This window comes from Sphingomonas sp., from assembly GCF_017745215.1.
Classification (GTDB): Bacteria; Pseudomonadota; Alphaproteobacteria; order Sphingomonadales; family Sphingomonadaceae; genus Sphingomonas.
In genome coordinates, this window is sequence record NZ_JAGHZV010000017.1 from 19,232 (window position 1) to 40,621 (window position 21,390).

17 protein-coding genes are annotated in these 21,390 nt (G+C 69.3%); 5 read left to right on the forward strand and 12 right to left on the reverse strand.

Features of this window, described 5'->3' with window-relative positions; all coding sequences use genetic code 11:
* Nucleotides 1-215 precede the first annotated feature (215 nt).
* Together J7495_RS15790 and J7495_RS15795 are read left to right on the forward strand one after the other, a co-directional pair.
* Nucleotides 216-647, forward strand: a complete 432-nt coding sequence (locus tag J7495_RS15790) for a DUF983 domain-containing protein (protein WP_294057694.1) — start codon at nucleotides 216-218, stop codon at nucleotides 645-647.
* Entirely contained in the window at nucleotides 640-2,007 is a 1,368-nt protein-coding gene (locus J7495_RS15795) for a PLP-dependent aminotransferase family protein (RefSeq protein WP_294057695.1), read from the forward strand. The genes J7495_RS15790 and J7495_RS15795 overlap by 8 nt, the downstream gene beginning before the upstream one ends.
* Here J7495_RS15795 and J7495_RS15800 read toward each other — a convergent pair whose 3' ends face one another.
* The 5 genes from J7495_RS15800 to J7495_RS15820 form a co-directional block, all read right to left on the reverse strand.
* Complete coding sequence (locus J7495_RS15800; protein ID WP_294057696.1) at nucleotides 2,008-2,472, reverse strand: YaiI/YqxD family protein; 465 nt, start codon at nucleotides 2,470-2,472, stop codon at nucleotides 2,008-2,010. It lies immediately after the preceding gene.
* Complete coding sequence (locus tag J7495_RS15805) at nucleotides 2,469-4,163, reverse strand: DEAD/DEAH box helicase (RefSeq protein WP_294057698.1); 1,695 nt, start codon at nucleotides 4,161-4,163, stop codon at nucleotides 2,469-2,471. Before J7495_RS15805 ends, J7495_RS15800 begins: the two co-directional genes overlap by 4 nt.
* Before the next feature lie 107 nt (nucleotides 4,164-4,270).
* Nucleotides 4,271-4,936, reverse strand: a complete 666-nt coding sequence (locus tag J7495_RS15810) for a DUF6445 family protein (protein WP_366811304.1) — start codon at nucleotides 4,934-4,936, stop codon at nucleotides 4,271-4,273.
* Complete coding sequence (locus tag J7495_RS15815; protein WP_294057699.1) at nucleotides 4,933-6,150, reverse strand: argininosuccinate synthase; 1,218 nt, start codon at nucleotides 6,148-6,150, stop codon at nucleotides 4,933-4,935. Before J7495_RS15815 ends, J7495_RS15810 begins: the two co-directional genes overlap by 4 nt.
* Before the next feature lie 32 nt (nucleotides 6,151-6,182).
* The gene (locus J7495_RS15820; protein ID WP_294057700.1) at nucleotides 6,183-7,505 is read right to left on the reverse strand and encodes an MATE family efflux transporter; all 1,323 of its coding nucleotides are present in this window, start codon (nucleotides 7,503-7,505) and stop codon (nucleotides 6,183-6,185) included.
* Between the two features lie 159 nt (nucleotides 7,506-7,664).
* Here J7495_RS15820 and J7495_RS15825 point away from each other — a divergent pair, with 159 nt between their 5' ends.
* Nucleotides 7,665-8,084, forward strand: a complete 420-nt coding sequence (locus J7495_RS15825) for a DUF1801 domain-containing protein (protein WP_294057701.1) — start codon at nucleotides 7,665-7,667, stop codon at nucleotides 8,082-8,084.
* Here J7495_RS15825 and J7495_RS15830 read toward each other — a convergent pair.
* The 4 genes from J7495_RS15830 to J7495_RS15845 form a co-directional block, all read right to left on the reverse strand.
* Nucleotides 8,072-9,325, reverse strand: a complete 1,254-nt coding sequence (locus tag J7495_RS15830; RefSeq protein ID WP_294057702.1) for a cyclopropane-fatty-acyl-phospholipid synthase family protein — start codon at nucleotides 9,323-9,325, stop codon at nucleotides 8,072-8,074. The genes J7495_RS15825 and J7495_RS15830 overlap by 13 nt on opposite strands.
* Nucleotides 9,326-9,389: 64 nt before the next feature.
* Nucleotides 9,390-10,139, reverse strand: a complete 750-nt coding sequence (locus J7495_RS15835) for a molybdopterin-dependent oxidoreductase (protein WP_294057703.1) — start codon at nucleotides 10,137-10,139, stop codon at nucleotides 9,390-9,392.
* Nucleotides 10,136-10,885: a cytochrome b/b6 domain-containing protein gene (locus J7495_RS15840; protein ID WP_294057820.1), complete on the reverse strand. Its 750-nt coding sequence runs from the start codon at nucleotides 10,883-10,885 to the stop codon at nucleotides 10,136-10,138. The genes J7495_RS15835 and J7495_RS15840 overlap by 4 nt, the downstream gene beginning before the upstream one ends.
* A 129-nt stretch (nucleotides 10,886-11,014) precedes the next feature.
* Nucleotides 11,015-12,241, reverse strand: coding sequence for a cyclopropane-fatty-acyl-phospholipid synthase family protein (locus J7495_RS15845; RefSeq protein WP_294057705.1), 1,227 nt, complete (start codon nucleotides 12,239-12,241; stop codon nucleotides 11,015-11,017).
* A gap of 109 nt (nucleotides 12,242-12,350) precedes the next feature.
* Here J7495_RS15845 and J7495_RS15850 point away from each other — a divergent pair, with 109 nt between their 5' ends.
* Entirely contained in the window at nucleotides 12,351-13,802 is a 1,452-nt protein-coding gene (locus J7495_RS15850; RefSeq protein ID WP_294057706.1) for a GH1 family beta-glucosidase, read from the forward strand.
* Between the two features lie 52 nt (nucleotides 13,803-13,854).
* Here J7495_RS15850 and ppc read toward each other — a convergent pair whose 3' ends face one another.
* Both ppc and J7495_RS15860 read right to left on the reverse strand, forming a co-directional pair.
* Nucleotides 13,855-16,527 (reverse strand): phosphoenolpyruvate carboxylase, encoded by a 2,673-nt coding sequence (gene ppc / locus J7495_RS15855; RefSeq protein WP_294057707.1) that lies wholly within the window; start codon nucleotides 16,525-16,527, stop codon nucleotides 13,855-13,857.
* A gap of 76 nt (nucleotides 16,528-16,603) precedes the next feature.
* Nucleotides 16,604-17,638, reverse strand: coding sequence for a L,D-transpeptidase family protein (locus J7495_RS15860; RefSeq protein WP_294057709.1), 1,035 nt, complete (start codon nucleotides 17,636-17,638; stop codon nucleotides 16,604-16,606).
* Nucleotides 17,639-17,774: 136 nt separating this feature from the next.
* On the opposite strand from J7495_RS15860, the gene J7495_RS15865 reads away from it, so the two are divergent.
* Nucleotides 17,775-18,635 (forward strand): oxygenase MpaB family protein, encoded by an 861-nt coding sequence (locus J7495_RS15865; RefSeq protein WP_294057710.1) that lies wholly within the window; start codon nucleotides 17,775-17,777, stop codon nucleotides 18,633-18,635.
* A gap of 115 nt (nucleotides 18,636-18,750) precedes the next feature.
* Here the strand turns inward: J7495_RS15865 and gyrB are convergent, their stop codons facing one another.
* Entirely contained in the window at nucleotides 18,751-21,288 is a 2,538-nt protein-coding gene (gene gyrB, locus J7495_RS15870) for a DNA topoisomerase (ATP-hydrolyzing) subunit B (RefSeq protein ID WP_294057711.1), read from the reverse strand.
* Nucleotides 21,289-21,390 lie beyond the last annotated feature (102 nt).

Sequence of the window (21,390 nt, forward strand, 5' to 3'; positions counted from 1 at the left end):
TGTGCCGGGGTCCACGGGAAGTCGATGGCTGGAATAGAAGCTTGCGTTCAGCAAGTGCGCCTAAGTGGGCCCCGGCACAAGGCCGGGGTGACGGATAGCTTGCTGGTGCCGACGCCAAAACCCTGAGTGCCGATACCGTCCAGGGCTGGACTCCGGCATTGCATGGTATTATGTATGGCTCATTGTATTGCCATACGTAAGCGAGTGACGATGCCATGGACGTTCAGCAGGACAAGTTCGCCTGGATCATGAAGGCCGGGTGGCACGGGCTCTGCCCGCGCTGCGGCAAGGGGCATATGTTCCGCGGCTGGCTCAGGATCGCCGAGCGCTGCGAGGTCTGCGGGCTCGACTATCGCTTCGCCGCGCCCGACGACGGCCCCGCCTTCTTCTCGATGAGCATCGCGGCCTTTCCGCTCACCTTCGTGATCCTGTGGATCCAGGTCGCGTTCAATCCGCCGCTCTGGGTGCATTTCGTCACGTCGCTTCCCTTGATGGCGATCGGCTGCGCGCTGCCGCTGCGACCGATCAAGGGTTGGCTGGTCGCCTCGCAATATGTCAACAAGGCGCAGGAATCGGGGACCGGAGCGCTCTGGGCGAAGCTGGATGGCGGATTCGAACGACAGGACGGCACCGGCACCGATGGCTGAGGCGTGGGTGCCCGATCTCGCGACGGCGGTCGGCGCCAAATACCAGGCGATCGCCGATGCGCTGAGCGGCGCGATCACACGGAGCGAGCTGCGCACCGGCGACCGGCTGCCGCCGCAGCGCGAGCTGGCGGCGCGGCTGGGCGTCGACCTCACCACCGTCACCAAGGCCTATGACCTCGTCCGCCGCCGCGGGCTGATCGAGGCCCGCGGCCGCGCCGGCAGCTTCGTCGCCGAGCCCGGCGGCGCGCCGGCGGAGGTGACGGACGCATCGCTGGTCGACACCGGCATGAACATGCCGCCCGAGATATCCGGCGGGCTGCTTGCCCATACAATGAGCCGTACAATCACCGCGCTGCTCGGCGTGGGCACCGCGCGGCTGCAATACCAGCCCTCGGGCGGCGCGCCGCAGGACCGTGCCGCCGGCGCGCGGCTGCTGCGCGGGGTCGGGCTCGAGAGCAGCGAGGAGCAGGTCGTCGTGACCGCCGGGGGCCAGAACGCGCTCCATGCGATCCTCGGGCCGGGACTCGAGCCCGGCGCGGTGGTGGCGTGCGGACGCTTCGTCTATCCCGGCTTCAGGGCGCTCGCCGCGCGGCTTGGTCTCCGGCTGCTCGCGCTTCCCGAGATGCGCGCCGAAGCGCTGGCCGAGGCGTGCCGCAGCGCGCGGGTGAAGGCGCTCTACGTCGTCCCGACCAACGACAATCCGACCGCCGAGACGCTCCCGACCGAGGAACGCGCGGCGATCGCCGCGGTGGCCGAGCGCGAGGGCCTCACCATCGTCGAGGACGATGCCTATGGCCTGCTCGCGGGCGGATCGATCCCGCCGATCGCGGCGTTCGCGCCCGAGCGGAGCTGGCATATCGCGAGCCTCTCCAAGCTGCTCTCGCCGGGGCTGCGCGTCGCCTATGTCCGTGCGCCGAGCGTCGGCGGTGCGCTCCGACTGGCCGCCGACGTCCATGAGACGGCGATCATGGCGCCACCGCTCAACGTCGCGATGGCGACGGCGTGGCTCGCGGACGGCAGCTTCGACCGGCTGGTGGCGGCGATGCGCCGCGAAGTCGCCGAGCGCCAGGCGCTGGCCGAAGCAGCGCTCGGCGGCGTCGACTATCGGCGCCATCCGCGCGGCTATCACCTCTGGCTGCCGCTGCCGCCGGGGCTCGCCGCCGCCGAGCTCGTCCATGCGATGCAGCCCGAGGGACTGTCGCTGACCGCCGCGGATCGATTCGCGGTGACGCCGGGCGCGGAGCAGGCCGTGCGCGTCTCGCTCGGCGGCCCGATCGCGCGCGAGCGGCTCGGGCGCGCGCTCCGCGTGCTCCACGGCTATCTCACGGCGCCCGCGGCACGCGCCGCGCCGATCGTCTGATCAGCGGCGCAGACGGACCAGCGCGCTGTCCAGCGCCTGGAGGAAACGCGAGCGATCGGCCTTGGCGAAGGGCGGCGGGCCGCCGAGCTGGTCGCCGGCCGCGCGCAGATCGGCCATGATCGCGCGCGTCGCGATCGCGCCGCCGATCGAGCTGGTGGTGAAGGGCTTGCCCGTCGGCGCGAGCACCGTCGCCCCCGCCTTCAAACAGCGGTCGGCGAGCAATATGTCCGCCGTCACCACCACCGCCTGCGCATCGGCCGCCTCGGCGATCCAGTCGTCCGCCGCGTCGAATCCGTCGCTCACCACCACGCGATCGATCAGCGGATGCGCCGGCACGCGCAGGTGGCTGTTGCTCACCAGCGTGACCGGCACTTCGAGCCGCCAGGCGACCTTGTAGATCTCGTCCTTCACCGGGCAGGCATCGGCGTCGACGAGGATGCGGACACCGGTCACGTTGGCGCTCACGGGGTGCGCGGACCCTTGCGGTGCGGCTTGGCCTTATGGTGCGCCGGGCGCGGCGGCCGGTTGGGACCGTTGCGCTGCGGCCGCGCACCTTCGACCGGGCCCTGCGACAGCTCGATGCGAACGTCGTCCTCGCCTTCGCCGGTGCGCGCCACCGCCGCCTGGAACTTCGCGGCGATCGCGCGCGGGATCTGGAAGGCGGTCTCGTTGGGACCGATCCGGATCGCGCCGACTTCGTTCTTGGTGATGTGCCCGCGGCGGCAGAGCAGCGGCAGGATCCAGCGCGGATCGGCGTTCTGCCGCCGGCCGACATCCATGCGGAACCACACGACGTCGTCGAACCCCGGCCGGTGGCGCTCCTGCTGCGCGGCGCGACGCGCCTCGGGCGTACCTTCGATCAGCTCCTCGGGCTCGGGCATCGCGGCGCGGTGCGCGCGGACCAGAGCGGCGGCGATTTCCGCCGGGGTCTTCTCGGCGAGCAGCCGCTCGGCGAGCGCCTGGTCCTCCTCGTCGACCTCGACCGGCGCGAGCAGCGCGGTCAGCAGCCGCTCGCGATCGGCGGCGCGGATGTCCTCGGGGGTCGGCGCATCGACCCATTCGGCGTTGATCCGTGCCCCGCGCAGCATCATCTCGACCCGCCTACGGCGCGGATAGGGCACGATCAGCACCGCCGTCCCCTTCTTGCCCGCGCGGCCGGTGCGGCCCGAGCGGTGCTGGAGCGTCTCGGCGTCGCGCGGCAGCTCGACATGGATGACGAGGCTGAGCGACGGCAAGTCGATCCCGCGCGCCGCCACGTCGGTCGCGACGCAGACTCTGGCGCGCCGGTCGCGCAGCGCCTGGAGCGCGGCGTTGCGCTCGTTCTGGCTGTGCTCGCCCGACAGCGCCACCGCCGCGAAGCCGCGCTCCAGCAGGCCGGCGTGGAGATGCCGGACATTGTCGCGCGTCGCGCAGAACAGCATCGCGGTCTCGGCCTCGTGGAGGCGGAGCAGGTTGATCACCGCATGCTCGATGTCCGAGGGGCTGACGGTCACCGCCTGATAGGCGATGTCGCCGTGTCCGCGATCCTCGCCGACGGTCGAGATGCGCAGCGCGTCCTGCTGGTAGCGCCGCGCCAGCGCGACGATCGGCTTGGGCATCGTCGCCGAGAAGAGCAGCGTGCGGCGCTCGGAAGGCGTCGCGTCGAGGATCTCCTCGAGGTCCTCGCGGAAGCCCATGTCGAGCATCTCGTCCGCCTCGTCGAGCACCGCGACGCGCAGCGCGGTGAGGTCGAGCGCGCCGCGCTCGAGATGGTCGCGCAGCCGCCCCGGCGTGCCGACGACGATGTGCGCGCCATGGCTGAGCGCGCGGCGCTCCTTCGAGGCGTCCATCCCGCCGACGCAGGTCGCGATCCGCGCCCGCGCCTCGCCGTAGAGCCAGGTCAGCTCGCGGCTGACCTGCAGCGCGAGCTCGCGCGTCGGCGCGATGATCAGCGCGAGCGGCGTGCGCGGCGGCGGCAGCGCTCCGTCGTCGAGCAGTTGCGCGGCCATGGCGAGGCCGAAGGCGACGGTCTTGCCCGATCCGGTCTGGGCGGAGACGATGAGGTCGCGCCCCTCCGCCTCGGGCTCGAGGACGGCGGCCTGGACCGGAGTGAGCGCGGCATAGCCACGCGCGGCGAGCGCTTCCGACAGAAGCGGGGGTAGGGTTTCTAGGGGCATGAACTCGGCAACATGGGGGTTCGCGGCACCGCTGCAAGGAGGCGCGACAAGGCGTGCGACTCCGGGCGCGGTGCGTTCGATCAGCTGCGCCCCTAGCCGCAAATGGGCTATTCGGCCACCAGAAATCCCGTCACGGTCAATCGGCCCGCCGCCGGATCGCTCGAAAGCGCGGCGTCGGGAGCGATCGCGCCGCTGTGGAGCAGCCAGCTCGGATAGAGCAAGGCGCGGTTGTAGCGCGCCTCGGCGTGGCCGATCTGCTCGAACAGCGGCGTGTCCCCGGCGATATACGCGGCCGGCGGCATCCCGCGCATGCGCAGCTCGGCCTCGAGCTGGTCGAAGAAGATCGGCGCGCGGCTCTCGTCGATCGTCTCGAAGCCGGTCGAGCGATGGCGGTAGAAGGCGGTGCCGTCGCCGCCCTCGGGCGAGAGATAATGGACCAGCGCGATCCGGTTCTCGGCGAACGCATCGACGTGCGGCAATCGCTGGCGCACGCCCAGCTCGGCGGGGGGCGTGGTGACGATCGAGAAGCTCGCGTCGATCACGCGCAGCTCGCCGGCCACGCCCATCGCGCGCACCGCCTCGGCGATCACCGGCAGCTGCGCCTCGAGATACGCTTCGGGCAGCGGCGCGCGGATGCCGGGATAATGGTTCGCGCCGGGCCCGAACCCGGCCGCCATCGCCGCCTCGCGCAGCCCGTCGGGATCGGCCGCGAAGCCGTCGAGCACGACCAGCGGCTGCGCCTCGCGCCCGATCCGATGCAGCCCGGCGCTTATCGGTCGCGCCGCCCGAGCAGCCTGAGGCGCAGCGCGTTCAGCTTGATGAAGCCCGCCGCGTCGCGCTGGTCATAGGCGCCCTGGTCGTCCTCGAAGGTCACCACCTTCTCGCTGTACAGCGAATTGGGCGAGCGGCGGCCGATCACATGCACGCCGCCCTTGTAGAGCTTGAGCCGAACCTCGCCCGAGACCTTGGCCTGGCTGTGGTCGATCGCCGCCTGGAGCATCTCGCGCTCGGGCGAGAACCAGAAGCCGTTGTAGATCAGCTCGGCATAGCGCGGCATCAGCTCGTCCTTGAGGTGCGCGGCGCCGCGGTCGAGCGTGAGCGATTCGATCGCGCGGTGCGCGACGTGGAGGATCGTGCCGCCCGGCGTCTCGTACATCCCGCGCGACTTCATGCCGACGAAGCGGTTCTCGACGAGATCGAGCCGGCCGATGCCGTGCTCGCGGCCGAGGTCGTTGAGCCGCGCGAGCAGGCTCGCCGGCGACAGCGGCTCGCCGTCGACCGCGACCGCATCGCCCTTCTCGAAGGCAAGGGTGATGACCTGGGGCGTGTTCGGCGCTTCCTCGAGGCTGGCGGTGCGCGAGAAGACGTAGTCGGGGACTTCCTGCCACGGATCCTCGAGCACCTTGCCCTCGGACGAAGTGTGGAGAAGGTTCGCGTCGGTCGAGAAGGGCGCTTCGCCGCGCTTGTCCTTGGCGACCGGAATCTGGTGCGCCTCGGCGAACTCGATCAGCTTCGAGCGCGAGGTCAGGTCCCACTCGCGCCAAGGGGCGATCACCTTGATGTCGGGCGCGAGCGCATAATAGCCGAGCTCGAAGCGCACCTGGTCGTTGCCCTTGCCGGTGGCGCCGTGGCTGACCGCATCGGCGTTCACGGCTCGTGCGATCTCGATCTGGCGCTTGGCGATCAGCGGGCGCGCGATCGAGGTGCCGAGCAGGTAGACGCCCTCATAGGCGGCGTTGGCGCGCATCATCGGGAAGACGAAGTCGCGGACGAACTCTTCCTTGAGGTCGTCGATGAAGATGTGCTCGGGCTTCACCCCCGCCAGCTCGGCCTTCCTGCGCGCGGGCTCGAGCTCCTCGCCCTGGCCGAGGTCGGCGGTGAAGGTCACCACTTCGCATTGGTAGGTCTGCTGGAGCCACTTCAGGATCACGCTCGTGTCGAGACCGCCCGAATAGGCAAGGACGACTCGGTTGATCTTCTCGGACATGGACGACTCCAACGATGGGAAACGGGGGCGCTCTAGGAGCGGGGCGCGGGTTCCGCAAGCGAGCGCAGCAGTCCGGGGAACCACGCGCCCAGCGCCGCCGCGCGATAGACGTAGCTGAGCCCGAACGCCCAATAGAGGCCGGTATGCCCCCAGGGCCTGAGCGCGATGTCGGTCGCCACGTAGAGCGCGGTCGAGATCAGCGCGGCGTTGCGCAGCGCCTTGCCGCCGGTCGCGCCGATGAAGATGCCGTCGAGCATCCACGCCGGCGTCCCCACCACCGGCAGGATCGCGACGAGCGGCAGCAGCATCACGGCGCGGTCGCGCACCTCGGGGTTGGCGACGAGCCAGCCGATCGCCGGCGCGCCCGCCAGCCAGATCAGCAGGCAGGCAAGCACCGCGGTCGCCAGGCAGAACTCGCCGGTCAGCCGGATCGCGCGGAGGAAGTCGGCCCTCGAGCGCGCGCCGATCGCCTGGCCGACACGCGATTCGGCGGTGAAGGCGAAGCCGTCGAGCACGAAGGCGGCCAAGCCCACTGCCTGGAGCAGCACCTGGTTCGCTGCCAGCGCCACCGTCCCCAGCCGCGCGCCGGCGTTGGCGAGCCAGGCGAAGAGGAAGAGCAGCGCGATCGTGCGGACCATGATGTCGGCATTGACCGCGAAGAGTCGCCCGAGCGCCGCGCCGTCGAACAGCCTCGCACGGTCGCCGAGGCCATGGAGGTGCGGCGCGACGAGCGCGAGCCCGGTCGCCAGCGCGATCCACTCGGCCGCGGCGGTGCCCAGCCCCACGCCGCGCGCGCCCATGTCGAAATGCCAGACGAACAGGATGTCGAGCGCCGCATTGGCGAGGTTCATCACGATCTGCAGCGCAAGCGCGCCGCGGCTCCGCCCGAGCCCGAGCAGCCAGCCGTTGATCGCGAACACCGCGAGCCCCGCCGGCGCGCCGAAGAAGCGCGCCGCGACGAAGGTCCTCGCGGCCCTGTCGACATCGGGCCCGCCGGCGAGCAGCGCGAAGGCCGCCGGGATCAGCAGCAGTTGGAGCGCGAACAGGACCGCGCCGATCCCCGCCCCCACCATCAGCCCGCGCACGAGCAGCGCGTCCACTTCCGCCGAGTCGCCCGCGCCCTGGGCTTGCGCGGTCATCCCGGTCATCCCCATGCGGAGGAAGCCGAAGCTCCAGAAGATGAAGCTGACGATCGTCGCCCCCAGCGCCACCCCGGCGAGCGCCGCCGCGTCGCCGGTCCGCCCGATCACCGCGGTGTCGACCAGCCCGACGAGCGGCACCGTCGTCTGGCCGAGCATGATCGGCCAGGCCTGGGCGAAGATCGACCGGCGCGTGAGGGGGAGGGTGGCGGACATTGGGGGGCGCTTACCGGTTCCACCATCACCACACCACCCACCCCGTCATCCCGGCGAAAGCCGGGACCCAGGGCCACAAGCGACGTCCTGCTTGGCCCTGGGTCCCGGCTTTCGCCGGGATGACGACAGTGTATGGTTGGAAGCGTCGGGAGACAGATCATGGCCGAACTCAAGACCAAGCCCAGCGAGGTCAGCGTCGACGCCTTCCTCGACGCGATCGAGCACCCCGTCCGCCGCGAGGACGGCAAGGCGGTGCGCGCGCTGATGGAGCGGCTCTCGGGCCGGCCCGCCGCGATGTGGGGGCCGACGATCATCGGCTTCGGCACCTACCGCTACAAATACGACAGCGGCCACGAAGGCGAGATGTGCCGGATCGGCTTCTCGCCGCGCAAGGCCGAGCTCGTCTTCTATCTCGGCGGCATCGTCAGCCAGGGCCACCCGCTGCTCGCCCGCCTCGGCAAGCACAGGACGAGCAAGGCCTGCCTCTACGTCAAGAAGCTCGCCGACATCGACACCGCGGTGCTCGAGGACCTCGTCCGCGACTCGCTCGCCTATATGGACGAGGCCTATCCCGCCTGACGCAGCGCCGCCTGGTCGGGGCAGCGCAGCCGCGCTTCCGCTTCGGCCATGTAATCGCGCGTGATCGGCAGCGCATGGCGGTCGCGCGCGAACTGGAGCTGGTAGTTGACCAGCCCGCCGTTCATGAACCCCGTGATCGAGCCCGCGAGATAATAGGTCCACATGCGGAAGAAGCGTTCGTCGTACATCTCGACGATCGCCTCCTTCGCGGCGGTGGTACGGTCGTACCAATGCTTGAGCGTGTGCCCATAGTGCATGCGCAGCACCTCGAGGTCGGTGAGGTAGTAGCGCATCCCCTCATAGCCTTGCGCGATCTCGGAAAGCGCGGGGATATAGCCGCCGGGGAAGATGTATTTCGCGGTGAAACGGTCGGTCACCCCTGGCGCGCCGGCGCGGCCGATGGTGTGGATCAGCATCACCCCCTGCGGGGTCAGCAGCTCGCGGCACTTGGCGAAGAAGGTGCGGTAGTTGGGCGGGCCGACATGCTCGAACATGCCGACCGAGACGATCCGGTCGAACTGCCCTTCGACGTCGCGATAGTCGATCAGCTCGAACCTGACCTTGTCCGCGACGCCCGCCTCCTCGGCGCGGCGGCGCGCGACCTTCAGTTGCTCCTCCGAGAGCGTCACGCCGAGCACCTCGGCGCCGGTCTGCTGGTGGAGGAACAGCGCCATCCCGCCCCAGCCGCAGCCGATGTCGAGCACGCGCATGCCCGGCTCGAGCGCGAGCTTGGCGGCGATATGCGCCTTCTTGTCCCATTGCGCCTGCTCGAGGCTGTTGGCGGGATCGGTGAAATAGGCGCAGCTGTACTGGCGGTCGGCGTCGAGGAAGAGGTCGTAGAGCCGGTCGGAGAGGTCATAGTGGTGCGCGACGTTGCGCTTGGCCTGTCGGCGCATGTTGATCCGCCCGAGCCGGTGGCGCACCGCCTGCAGCCCGCGGCTGAACGGCCCCGGCTCGAGGTGGCGCGCGCCGCCTTCCCAGCGATTGTTGCCGGTGGCGAGCATCAGCAGGTCGAGGATGTCGCCCTGCTCGATCGTGATCCGCCCGTCCATGAAGCCCTCGGCCGCGCCGAGCGCCGGATCGCGCACGATCGCCGCGGTCGCGCCGCGGTGGAGCCGGATCGTGACGGGATTGAACGCCGGATCGGGCGTGCCGAAGCGGACGGTCCGGCCGTTCTCATGGATGAGCGTCAGCGAGCCGCGCTTGATCGCTCGCGAAAAGAACTTGTCGATTAACACCATAACGGAATGATCCACTCCTGAATCGGTTCCCCTCCGTTATGATCCATATCGTTGGAGCCCACCCTCAGATCCCGGCGTACCATTCATAGCCGCTGGCGTCCTCCCAATAGCCGCCATTGCCGTCGCCGAACCCCGCCAGGCTGTCGGTCGCCTGGATACGCATGATATATTTCGCCTGTTTGTACCCCAGCTGGCGCTCGACGCGCAGGCGGAGCGGCGCGCCATGCCCGACGTTGAGCGGCTTGTCGTTGAGCGCCCAGGCGAGCAGCGTCTGCGGATGGAGCGCGTCGACCAGGTCGATCGATTCATAATAGGGCCGGCCGTTGATCGAATCGGCGCAGTGGAAGACGAGGAAGCGGGCGGAGGGGAGCAGCTGCGCGGCGTCGACCAACGTCGCGAGCCGCGGGCCCTGCCACTTGCCGATCGCGCTCCAGCCTTCGACGCAATCGTGCCGCGTGATCTGCGCGCGCTGCGGCATCTGCTGGAGCTGGGCGAGCGACACCGATAGCGGCCGCCGCACCAGCCCGTCGAAGCGCAGCCGCCACTCGGCGAAGCGGTTCGCGACATGCGCGTTGTAATCCTGCGTGTTCGGATTGGCGGTGCCGTTGACGCGGAACACCGGGCTGCGCTGCTCGGGCCGGAACTCGCGCGCGAGGCTGTGGCCGCCACCGATCAGCCGCTGGAGCCTGTAATGGAAGTCGCTGTCCTTCATCAGGATCGACTTGGCGGTGGGGTTGCGCCCCACCGCGTCGCAGCCGGCGAGCAGCCCGCCCGCGCCCGCGACGAACAACCCGCGCCGGGTGACCAGGCTCATGACGCTTCCTCCTCGTCGGGGAGCGTCCACCAGCCGGTGATCATCGAGCGGACTTCGTTGACGGCGTCGGCAAGGATCACCAGCGCCAGGTGCACGACGATGAACGCGACCGTCGCCGCCATGCAGAGGAAGTGGATCGACCGCGCCGACTGCCGCCCGCCGAACACGTCGATGAGCCAGGGCCAGTTCGCCCCCATCCCCGGCGAGAGCGCGAGGCCGGTGAAGATCAGCAGCGGCAGCAGCACGAAGATCACGCCGATATAGGCGAGCTTCTGGAAGATGTTGAACGCGAGCGGATCGGCCGAGTCGTGGAAGCGGAAGGCGAGGTGCGCCTTCAGATCGGCGAGCAGGTGAGCGGGCGCAAGCTCGGCGCGGCGCAGCGTCAGGCGCTCGCGGAAATGGCGGTTGGCGAGGCTCGCGATCATGAAGCCGAGCAGGGCGAAAGCGAGGATGAGCGCGAAGAACAGGTGCCAGTGCCGCGCGATCGCGAGGCTGTAGGTCGAGGGGATCGTCGCCCAGCCGGGGAAGCGCGGCAGCACCAGCCAGGCATGGTCGAAGTTCGCGCCATACTGCCCCCAATAGAGGCGGGGGTGGGCGTTGAAGATCATCAGGCCGGAGCCGATCATGATGAAGACGGTGACGGCGTTCACCCAATGCCAGAGGCGCGTGGCGAGCCGATGCCGGTAGAGCCGGCGCGGCGCAGGGGCGGGCGGCGGCGCTTCGCGCTCGGGTTCGTCGGGGAGAATCTCGGCCTCGCTCACGCAATCGCTTATAGCGCCATCCCAAGCGCCGTCATCCCGGCGAAAGCCGGGACCCAGGGTTGCAGAGGGAATCGCTCGCGGCCCCGGGGGTCCCGGCTTTCGCCGGGATGACGGCTAGGAGGATGTCCCCCGCAGCTTCGCCTCCGCCTCGAACATATAGTCGCGCGTCATCGGCAGCGCGTCGCGGCGGCGGGTGTATTGCAGCTGATAGTTCACCATGCTCGTCTCGGTGAACATCGTCATCGCCCCAGCGAGGTAGAACAGCCACAGCCGCAGGAACCGCTCGTCGTAGCGCCGCACGATCTCCTCGGCATTCTCCGTCACCCGGTCGTACCAGTGGCGGATCGTGTAGTAATAATGGAAGCGCAGCGTCTCGCAGTCGGTCATGATCAGCCGCGTCTGCTCGCTCGCGCCGACGATCTCCGACAGCGACGGGATATAGCCGCCCGGGAAGATGTATTTCTGGGTGAAGGCGTCGGTCGTCCCCGGCTTGCCCATCCGCCCGATCGTGTGGAGCAGCATCACCCCGTCGGGCGCGAGCAGGTCGCGGCACTTCTGGAAGAAGGTCTCGAACTGCGGCGGACCGACATGCTCGAACATGCCGACCGAGACGATCCGGTCGAACTGGCCCTCGACGTCGCGATAGTCGATCAGCTCGAACTTGACCTTGTCCGCCACCCCCGCCGCTTCGGCGCGCGCCCTGGCGGTGCGGATCTGCTCCTCGGAGAGCGTGATGCCGAGCACTTCCACCCCCGCCACGCGGTTGAGGTACAGCGCCATCCCGCCCCAGCCGCAGCCGATGTCGAGCACGCGGTTGCCGGGCTTCAGGTTCAGCTTGGCGGCGATGTGCGCCTTCTTGTCGAGCTGCGCCTGCTCGAGCGTCACCCCCGGCGCAACGTGATAGCCGCAGCTGTACTGCATGTCGGCGTCGAGGAAGAGCTCGTAGAGCTGGTTGCCGATGTCGTAGTGGTGCGCGACATTCTGCTTCGATCGCCGCTGCCAGTTGAACCGGTCCCACGCGTTCTTGAGCTTGCCGCCCTTCTTGAGGAACTTGTCCTTGCCGCTGCGGTCCTCCCAGCGGTTCGAGCGGCGGATCACCAGGATCAAGTCGAGGATGTCGCCCTGCTCGAGCACCAGCCGCCCGTCCATCAGCGCCTCGGCCGCGCCCAGCCCGGGATCGCGCGCGATCTCGCCCGCAACGCGCGCGTCGGTGAAGCGCACCGTCACCGGGTTCAGCGCCGGATCGGGCGTGCCGTAGCGATAGGCCTTGCCGTCGTGATCGACGATGGTGAGTTCGCCGGTGCGGATGAGGCGCCCGAGCGCCTTGTCGAGGAGCCACATGCCGCCACTTTGACAGCGATTCGGCCGTGCGCGCAACCGCGACCATTTTTGAGGCTCGCTCGAGCCCATGAAGCTGCTATCCATGCGCAAACACATGCGGGAGAGGACCATGACCAACTTCACGCGCCGCGACCTCGGCAAGACGCTGGGCGCCGCGGCGATCCTGGCCGGCGGCGGGATCGGCACCGCCGAGGCCAAGGGACATGCCGAGGAGACAACGCTGTCACCGCAAAGCTTCCCCAAGGGCTTCCAATGGGGCTGCGCGACGGCGTCGTACCAGGTCGAGGGCGCGGCGACCGAGGACGGGCGCGGCGCGACCAACTGGGACGTCTTCTCGCACACCCCGGGCAAGGTCGCGAACGGCGACACCGGCGACGTCGCCTGCGACAGCTACCATCGCTACGCCGAGGACCATGACCTGCTGAAGAACCTCGGCGTGGGCATGTACCGCATGTCGATTGCCTGGTCGCGGATCTTCCCCGAGGGCCGCGGCACGCCCAACCAGAAGGGCGTCGACCATTACAAGCGCGTCGTCGACGACCTGCTCGCCAAGGGCATCACGCCCTATGTCACCATGTTCCACTGGGACTATCCGGCGGCGCTGCCGGGCGGCTGGCAGAACCGCGACACCGCCTTGGCGTTCGCCGACTATGCCGGCTACATGGCCGGGCAGCTCGGCGATCGCGTCAAGCATTTCATGACGACCAACGAGATCCGCTGCTTCACCGATCTCAGCCACATGCAGGGCATCCACGCCCCCGGCCTCAAGCTGCCGCCGGCGGGCGTGAACCAGGTCCGCCACCACGGCGTGCTCGCGCACGGCCTCGCGGTCCAGGCGATCCGCGCCAAGGCCGCGGCGGGCGCGCAGGTCGGCCTCGCCGAGAACCCCAATTTCATCGTCCCCGCGATCGAGACGCCCGAGGACATCGAAGCGGCCAAGCGCGCGACCTACGACCAGAACGCGATGTTCCTGGGCGCGGTGATGACCGGCAAATACGACGAACACTATCTCGCGACCTGCGGCGCCGATGCGCCCAAGGTCCAGCCGGGCGACATGGCCGCGATCGGCAGCCCGCTCGATTTCGTCGCGCTCAACATCTACACGCCCGGCTATGCCAAGGCCGATCCCTCGGCGCCGCGCGGCTACAAGCTGCTGCCGCATCCGAGCTCGGCGCCGCACATGGCCTCGCCCTGGCTCTTCGTCGGCCCCGAGGTGCTCTACTGGGGCGTCCGCCAGGTGGCGGAGCTCTACAAGCCCAAGGCGATCTTCATCTCGGAGAACGGCTGCTCCTCCGACGACAAGCTGGTCGGCGGCGAAGTCAACGACACCGACCGCGTGATGTACCTGCGCAACTACCTCACCCACCTCCACCGCGCGACGGCCGAGGGCTTGCCCGTGAAGGGCTATTTCCTCTGGAGCCTGATGGACAATTTCGAATGGGCCGACGGCTATGGGAAGCGCTTCGGCATCCACTACGTCGATTTCGCCACCCAGAAGCGCACCCCCAAGCTCAGCGCGCTCTGGTACAAGGAACTGATCCGGCGCAACGCGCTGGTGTGAAGGCCGGGCGCGCGATCCTCTGCCGCTGAAGCGAAGGCTGGAGGACGCGCGCCTATCCGCTGTTGCGAAGCGCCGTCGCCACGGCGTTGATCGACAACAGGATGCCGTCGCCGACGCGCGGATCGTCCTCGCCGGCGCGGTGGCGCTTCATCAGCTCGATCTGCAGCAGGTTGAGCGGCTCGATGTACGGCAGCCGCAGCCGGATCGAGGCGTCGAGCGTCGGGTGCTTCTCGAGCAGCCGCGTCTGGCGCGTCACCTGGAGCAGGCCATCGTGCGTCGCCTGCCAGCCGTCGCGGATGCGGCCGAAGATCGAGTCGCGCAGACCCTCGTCCTCGACCAGCGCGGCATAGTGCTCGGCGATCCGCATGTCGGACTTGGCGAGCACCTGCTCCATATTGTCGAGCGTCGCCTGGAACAGCGGCCAGCCCGCCGCCATCTCGCGCAGCAGCCCCTTGTCCTCGAACGCCTCGAGCGCGGCGCCGACGCCATACCAGCCCGGCAGCATCACCCGCGCCTGCGCCCAGCTGAACACCCAGGGGATCGCGCGCAGGTCCTCGATCGCGTCGGACTTCTTCCGGCTCGCCGGGCGCGAGCCGATCTTCAGGCCCGCGATCTCGGCGATCGGCGTCATCTGGCGGAAGAAGGTGGTGAAGCCCTCGGTCTCGTAGACCAGCCCGCGATAGGCGCGGAACGCCGCGTCGGAGAGCTGGTCCATCGCCGCATGGAAGCGCGTCGCATCCTTGGGCGCGAGCTTGGCGGGCTCGAGGCTGGCGAGCAGCGTCGCCGAGGCGACCGCCTCGAGGTTGGTCATCGCGCTCTCGCGCGTGCCGTATTTCGCCGCGATCACTTCGCCCTGCTCGGTGATGCGGATGCGGCCCTGCACCGTGCCCGGCGGCTGGGCGAGGATCGCCGAATAGCTCGACCCGCCGCCGCGCCCGACCGAGCCGCCGCGGCCGTGGAATAGCTGCATCCGCACGCCGGCCTTTTCGAACACCGGCGCAAGCGCAGTCGAGCCGCGCGAGAGCTGCCAGGTCGAAGTGAGATAGCCGCCGTCCTTGTTCGAATCGGAATAGCCGATCATCACTTCCTGGTGTCCGCGCGCCTTGGCGATCGCATCGATCTCGGGAAGCGCGAAATAGGCCTCCATGATCGCCGGCGCGCCCTCGAGGTCGGCGATCGTCTCGAACAGCGGGATCGCCATCACCTGCGCCTGCGGCGGCTCGCCGGGCGTGTAGAGCCCGGCTTCCTTGAGCATCACATGGACCTCGAGCAGGTCGGAGACCGACTGGGCCATCGAGACGATGTAATGGGTGATGCACTGGCGCCCGTAGCGTGCATGCGCGCTCGCCGCCTCGCGCACGATCGCGAGCTCGGAGGCGGTCTCCTCCGAATAATCCGCATAGGGGCTGGTGAGCAGCCGCGGGCTCTGCAGCTCGCGGCGAAGCAGGGCCACGCGCGCATCCTCGTCGAGCCCGGCATAATCGTCGCACACGCCGGCGCGCGCGAGCAGCTCGCCGACGACGCGCTCGTGCACCGCGCTGTTCTGCCGCATGTCGAGCGTCGCCAGGTGGAAGCCGAAGGTTTCCACGGAGCGAATCAGGCGCCCGAGCGCGCCGCCGCTCGACAGCGCCCCGCCGCCGGTCTCGGCGAGCGCGCGCGCGACCACCGCCAGCTCCTCGCGCAGCTCGCCGGGCTCGGCATAGGGCTCGCCTTCGATCGTCGCGGGGCGCGGCGGCGCCTTGCCGGTGAGCTTCACATGGGTGGCGCAGAGCCGCGCATAGATGCCCGAGAGCGCGCGGCGATAGGGTTCGTCCTGTCGGCTGCGGCCGGGATCGTGGCTCGCCTCGGCAAGCGCGAGCACGCCGGGATCGACGTCGCTGTTCTCGGTCGAGATCGACAGCTCGGCGCCGAGCGCATGGACCTGCGAGAGGTAATGGCCCAGCACCGTCTCGGCCGCGCGGGCGAGCGCCGTGCGCATCGAATCGGCATCGACGAACGGGTTGCCGTCGCGGTCGCCGCCGATCCAGCTGCCCGGCTTGAGGAAGCTCGGGGTTCGCGAGCCCAAGGCGCGGTCCCAGCGCGAATAGAGCGCGGGGAGCACGCGGAGGAACACGTCGCGCAGGTACGACAGCGCTGTCTCGACCTCGTCGACCACGCCCAGCTTCTCGCGGCGCAGCACCCGCGTCTGCCAGAGCAGCGCGATCTGGCGCAGGATCGCATCGTCGATCAGGTCGCCGTCCTCGGTCTCCTTGAGGCCCAGGTCCTTGAGCGCCATCAGCTCGGCGATCCGGTTCTTGTGATCGATCATGCTCTTGCGGCGCACTTCGGTGGGGTGCGCGGTGAGCACGGGGACGACGAGCGCGTGCTCGAGCAGCCTGATCACCGCGGCATGATCGATCCCGTCCTTCTTGAGATGCGCGAGCGTGCTGGCGACGTCGGCGCCCTTGTCGGCGCTCACGCCCTGGCGGTCCTCGGCGAGGTTGGCGAGCATCGAGAAGAGCATGAAGCCGCGCACGAACTCGAGCGTGTCGTCGAGGCTGAGGCGCTCGAGCCCCGAGTCGGTGCGGTCGGCGCCGGCGATGCCGCGCGCGCGGTCGACCGAGGTCTGGCGGATATATTCGATCCGCTTGAACAGCGCCTCGCCGCCATAGGCGCGGATGACGTCGCCGAGCATCCGCCCGAGGAAACGGACGTCGGGATTGTTCGCGATCGTTACGCTGGCCATCTGGTTACGCTGCACTGCAAAACGGCGCCGGGTCAACGCCTAACTCGGCCGAAAGGGGCACCGCGACTCATCAAAATCAGCGCGTGTCGCTGAGCCGCGCGTCGCTCATCCAGTCCGCGACGACGGGACCGTTCTCGATCAGCGTCATCGGCACCGCGGGTTCGGCTTCGGCGGGCGCCAGGTTGAGCCCCAGCGTGTCGGGGATCACCACCATCGTCGTGCCGGGCCCGACCACCGAGGCGAGCGCCTGGCGGAAGGGATCGGTGCCCTGGAAGCGCTCGGCCTCGCCGCCCGTCCCCAGGTCGAACGCCGCCGGCGCCTGGCCGGGCAGCTCGACGCGCTGCCAGTCGTAGCGGCCGCCGGCGACCGACTGGAGCACATAGGCCTGCATCCGCTCGACCTCGCCGTCGAAGCGCACCGGCGCCGAGCCGATCTGGACGCCGTTGCGCAGCACCACCATCCGGCGGTCGGCGGCGCTCACCACGATCGAGACGGGGCCATAGGGCGCGCGCTCGGGATGCCATTCGGCGGGTCCGGTGGCGGTGTAGGGCCGGTTGCTGCGCACGCTCGCCGCCGAGGGGCCGAGGCGGAGCTGCGGCGCCTGGTTGACGACCACCACGGTCATGCCGAGCGCGGTCTCGCCGAACAGCAGCTTGGCGAAGTCGTTGGGCAGGCGGATGCAGCCGTGCGAGGCGGGATAGCCGGGCAGGTTGCCGGCATGGAGCGCGATGCCGTTCCACGTCAGCTTCTGCATGAAGGGCATCGGCGCGCGGTTGTACTTGCTCGAGAAGTGCGTCTCCGCCTTCTGCAGCACGGTGAAGACGCCGAGCGGCGTCGCATGGCCGGGCTTGCCGGTCGAGACGGTGGAGACCGCGATCGGCACGCCGTTGCGATAGGCGACGAGGCGCTGCGTGGCGATGTTCACCACCACCAGCATCGGGCCCTGCGGCGCGATCTGCGGCGCCCAGAGGAACTGCCCGGGCCGCAGCCGCTCGACCGCGGCGAGCACGCTGCCGCCGGTGATCGGCTGCATCTGCGCCGTCCCCGTCGTCGCGACCAGCGCGACCGCCCCCGCCAGCACCAACGCCCGCACCCGCATCGAATTCAGCATCGTCGCCCCCAATGCTTAAGCGACTCGCTGCCGCCATGGCGTCATAGCATCGGTGCGTGCGGAGTCGAAACGATCGGGCGTTTCCGCGATATGTCGGGGCCTTGGCCTCTGCGCCGCGGCCCCCTAGACCGGCGGCGTGTCTCCGCTCCATTTCCTCTCCGCGCCGGTCAAGCGCCGCCTCGTCGGCCAGGTGCGCGGCCTGTTCAACGACCAGGAACGCGGCGAGACGCCGGTGGTGCGCCGGCCCGACGACGGGCTGTTCGGGCCCCGATCGGTGTGCTGGCGCGTGCACGGCGACGTGACGACGATGATGGTTGGCGGCGTCGCGGCGCTGCTGCTCCAGATGCTCCACCCCGCGGTGCTCGCCGGCGTGTGGGACCATTCGGCGTTCCGCGGCGACATGATCGGGCGGCTGCGGCGCACCGCGCGCTTCATCGCGGTGACCGGCTTCAGTTCGCGCGAGGACGCCGCGGCGGCGATCGCCAAGGTGCGCGAGGTGCATACGCGCGTGAAGGGCATCCTGCCCGACGGCACGCCCTATTCGGCCGACGACCCGCACCTGCTCGCCTGGGTGCATGTGAGCGAGGCGGTGAGCTTCCTCGACGCCTGGATCCGCTATGCCGAGCCGCGGATGTCGATGGCCGACCAGGATCGCTATTTCGCCGAATTCGCGCTGATCGCCGAAGCGCTCGGCGCCGATCCGGTCCCGCGGACGCGCGCGGCGGCCGAGGCGTTGGTGACCGCGTTCCGCAGCGAGCTGAAGGTCGACGAACGCACCCGCGAGGTGGCGCGGATGGTGCTCGAGCAGCCGGCGCCCAGCCTTGCGGCCAAGCCCTTCCAGTTGCTCACCTTCGAGGCGGCGATCGACCTGCTCCCCGACTGGGCGCGTGCGATGCACGGGCTCTCGGGGCCGGGGTTGGCAAGGCCGGTGGTGCGCGGCGGGACCTGGGGCCTGGCGGGCACGCTGCGCTGGGCGTTCGATTTGGAGCGGCGATAGCAGCTCTCTAAACCGTTATCCCGGCGAAAGCCGGGACCCAGAGTTACAAAGGACCTCGCTCGTGGCCCCGGGTCCCGGCTTTCGCCGGGATGACGATGAACGTGGGTGTCGGCGCTCAAACGTCCAGGTTCGCCACGCTCAGCGCATTCTCCTGGATGAACTCGCGGCGCGGCTCGACCACGTCGCCCATCAGGCGCGTGAAGATCTCGTCCGCGACATCGGCCTGATCGACCGCGACCCTGAGCATCGAGCGGTTCTGCGGGTCGAGCGTCGTCTCCCAAAGCTGCTCGGCGTTCATCTCGCCCAGCCCCTTGTAGCGCTGGATCTTGAGGCCCTTGCGCCCGGTGGCAAGCACCGCGTCGAGCAGCTGGCTCGGCCGCGCGACCAGCCATTCGCCCTTGCCCGCGGTCGCCGCGGCGGCGGGCTCGGCGCCGTCCTCCTCGGCCTCGGCAGGGGTTTCCTCCACGACCTGCGACGTCGACGTCGCCGAGACGAGCTTGTGCACGCCGGCATAGCTCTCGGCCTGTTCCTGCGCGAGCGCGTGGAGCTTGCGCCCCTCGGCCGAGCTGAGGAACGCCGCCTCGACGATGTGATGGTCGGTCACGCCGCGCCACAGCCGCTCGAAGTGGAAGCCGCCCTCCTCGGTCACGCGGCCGGTCCAGCGCGCATCCTCGTCGGTCAGGTCGAGCCGCCTGGTCACCGCCGCCAGCCTTGCGGCGCGGTCCTCGCGGCTCGCCTGCGGGTCGAGTGCGCCGCCGAGCGCGAGCGATTCGACGATCTCCGGGGCATAGCGCCGCGGCACGTAGCGCATCAGCGTGCGCATCCGCCGGGCATGCTCGACGAGGTCGGTCAGGTCCTGGCCGAAGCGCGCGCCTTCGCTGGTGTCGAGCCGGCTCGCCGAGACGCCCGCCTCGACGAGATACTGGTCGAGCGCGCCGTCGTCCTTGAGGTACACCTCCGAGCGCCCGCGCGTCGCTTTGTAGAGCGGCGGCTGGGCGATGTAGAGATAGCCGTCCTGCACGATCTCGGGCATCTGCCGGTAGAAGAAGGTGAGCAGCAGCGTGCGGATGTGTGCGCCGTCGACGTCGGCGTCGGTCATGATCACGATCTTGTGGTAGCGCAGCTTGGCGAGGTTGAACTCCTCGCGGCCGATGCCCGTGCCCATCGCCTGGATCAGCGCGATGATCTCCTTCGACGAGAGCATGCGGTCGGTCCGCGCGCGCTCGACGTTGAGGATCTTGCCGCGGATCGGCAGGATCGCCTGATACTCGCTGTCGCGCCCCGATTTGGCGGAGCCGCCGGCCGAATCGCCCTCGACGATGAACAGCTCGGCCTTGCTCGGATCGCGCTCGCGGCAATCGTGGAGCTTGCCGGGGAGCCCGCCGAGCGAGTCCATCACGCCCTTGCGCCGGGTGAGGTCGCGCGCCTTGCGGGCGGCTTCGCGCGCGGCGGCGGCGTCGATGATCTTCTGGACGATCGCCTTGGCGGCCGCGGGATTCTCCTCGAGCCATTCGGCGAGCTTGTCCGCCATCAGCGATTCGAGCGGCTGGCGGACTTCGCTACTGACCAGCTTGTCCTTGGTCTGCGAACTGAACTTGGGATCGGGCAGCTTGACCGAGACGATCGCGGTGAGCCCCTCGCGCATGTCGTCGCCGGTGAGGCTCACCTTCTCCTTCTTCAGCGCGCCCGACTTGTCGGCATAATTGTTGAGCGTGCGCGTCAGTGCCGCGCGGAACGCCGCGAGGTGCGTGCCGCCGTCGCGCTGCGGGATGTTGTTGGTGAAGCAGAGGACGTTTTCGTAATAGCTGTCGTTCCACTCGAGCGCGACGTCGATCGTCACGTCGTCGCGCGTGCCGCCGATCGCGATCGGATCGGGCATCAGCGCGGCCTTGTTGCGGTCGAGATACTTCACGAACGCAGCGATTCCGCCCTCGTAGAACAGCTCGATCTCCTTGACTTCCTCGTGCCGGGCGTCGCGCAGCAGCAGCCGCACGCCCGAGTTGAGGAAGGCGAGCTCGCGGTAGCGGTGCTCGAGCTTCTCGAAGTCGTATTCGGTGATCTTGAAGGTGGCGGGCGAGGCCAGGAAGGTCACCTTGGTGCCCTTCTTGGTGCCGCCGCCGGGCAGCGCCGGGGCCGTGCCGATCACCTTCAAGGGCGCTTCGGCGTCGCCGTGGCGGAAGCGCATCCAATGCTCCTCCCCGTCGCGCCAGATGTTGAGGTCGAGCCACTCCGAGAGCGCGTTGACCACCGAGACGCCGACGCCGTGGAGGCCGCCCGAGACCTTGTAGGCATTGCCGTCGGACGTGTTATCGAACTTTCCGCCCGCGTGGAGCTGGGTCATGATCACTTCGGCGGCCGAGACGCCTTCCTCGGCGTGGATGCCGGTCGGGATGCCGCGGCCATTGTCCTCGACCGACACCGAGCCGTCGGCGTTGAGCGTGATCTGGATGAGGTCGCAATGCCCCGCCAGCGCCTCGTCGATCGCATTGTCCGAGACTTCGAACACCATGTGGTGGAGGCCCGAGCCGTCGTCGGTGTCGCCGATGTACATGCCGGGGCGCTTGCGCACGGCATCGAGGCCCTTGAGGACCTTGATCGAATCGGCGCCATAGTCGGAGGAAGCGGAAGGAGTGTTTTCGTCTTCGGTTGCCATGGCGAGCATATAGGGATCGGGGCGCCCGAAAGGAAGCGAAATGGGCCGCCCCCGCATGCCGGGCAAGCCGCTGGAAAAGTTGGATTTGCCGTGCTTAACTGC

Bases quoted from the DNA above. Each gene is read 5' to 3' on its own strand.
- J7495_RS15790 (WP_294057694.1), top strand. From the start codon at position 216: ATGGACGTTCAGCAGGACAAGTTCGCCTGGATCATGAAGGCCGGGTGG.
- J7495_RS15795 (WP_294057695.1), top strand. From the start codon at position 640: ATGGCTGAGGCGTGGGTGCCCGATCTCGCGACGGCGGTCGGCGCCAAA.
- J7495_RS15805 (WP_294057698.1), bottom strand. From the start codon at position 4,163: ATGCCCCTAGAAACCCTACCCCCGCTTCTGTCGGAAGCGCTCGCCGCG.
- J7495_RS15815 (WP_294057699.1), bottom strand. From the start codon at position 6,150: ATGTCCGAGAAGATCAACCGAGTCGTCCTTGCCTATTCGGGCGGTCTC.
- J7495_RS15820 (WP_294057700.1), bottom strand. From the start codon at position 7,505: ATGTCCGCCACCCTCCCCCTCACGCGCCGGTCGATCTTCGCCCAGGCC.
- J7495_RS15825 (WP_294057701.1), top strand. From the start codon at position 7,665: ATGGCCGAACTCAAGACCAAGCCCAGCGAGGTCAGCGTCGACGCCTTC.
- J7495_RS15830 (WP_294057702.1), bottom strand. From the start codon at position 9,325: ATGGTGTTAATCGACAAGTTCTTTTCGCGAGCGATCAAGCGCGGCTCG.
- J7495_RS15835 (WP_294057703.1), bottom strand. From the start codon at position 10,139: ATGAGCCTGGTCACCCGGCGCGGGTTGTTCGTCGCGGGCGCGGGCGGG.
- J7495_RS15845 (WP_294057705.1), bottom strand. From the start codon at position 12,241: ATGTGGCTCCTCGACAAGGCGCTCGGGCGCCTCATCCGCACCGGCGAA.
- J7495_RS15850 (WP_294057706.1), top strand. From the start codon at position 12,351: ATGACCAACTTCACGCGCCGCGACCTCGGCAAGACGCTGGGCGCCGCG.
- ppc (WP_294057707.1), bottom strand. From the start codon at position 16,527: ATGGCCAGCGTAACGATCGCGAACAATCCCGACGTCCGTTTCCTCGGG.
- J7495_RS15860 (WP_294057709.1), bottom strand. From the start codon at position 17,638: ATGCTGAATTCGATGCGGGTGCGGGCGTTGGTGCTGGCGGGGGCGGTC.
- gyrB (WP_294057711.1), bottom strand. From the start codon at position 21,288: ATGGCAACCGAAGACGAAAACACTCCTTCCGCTTCCTCCGACTATGGC.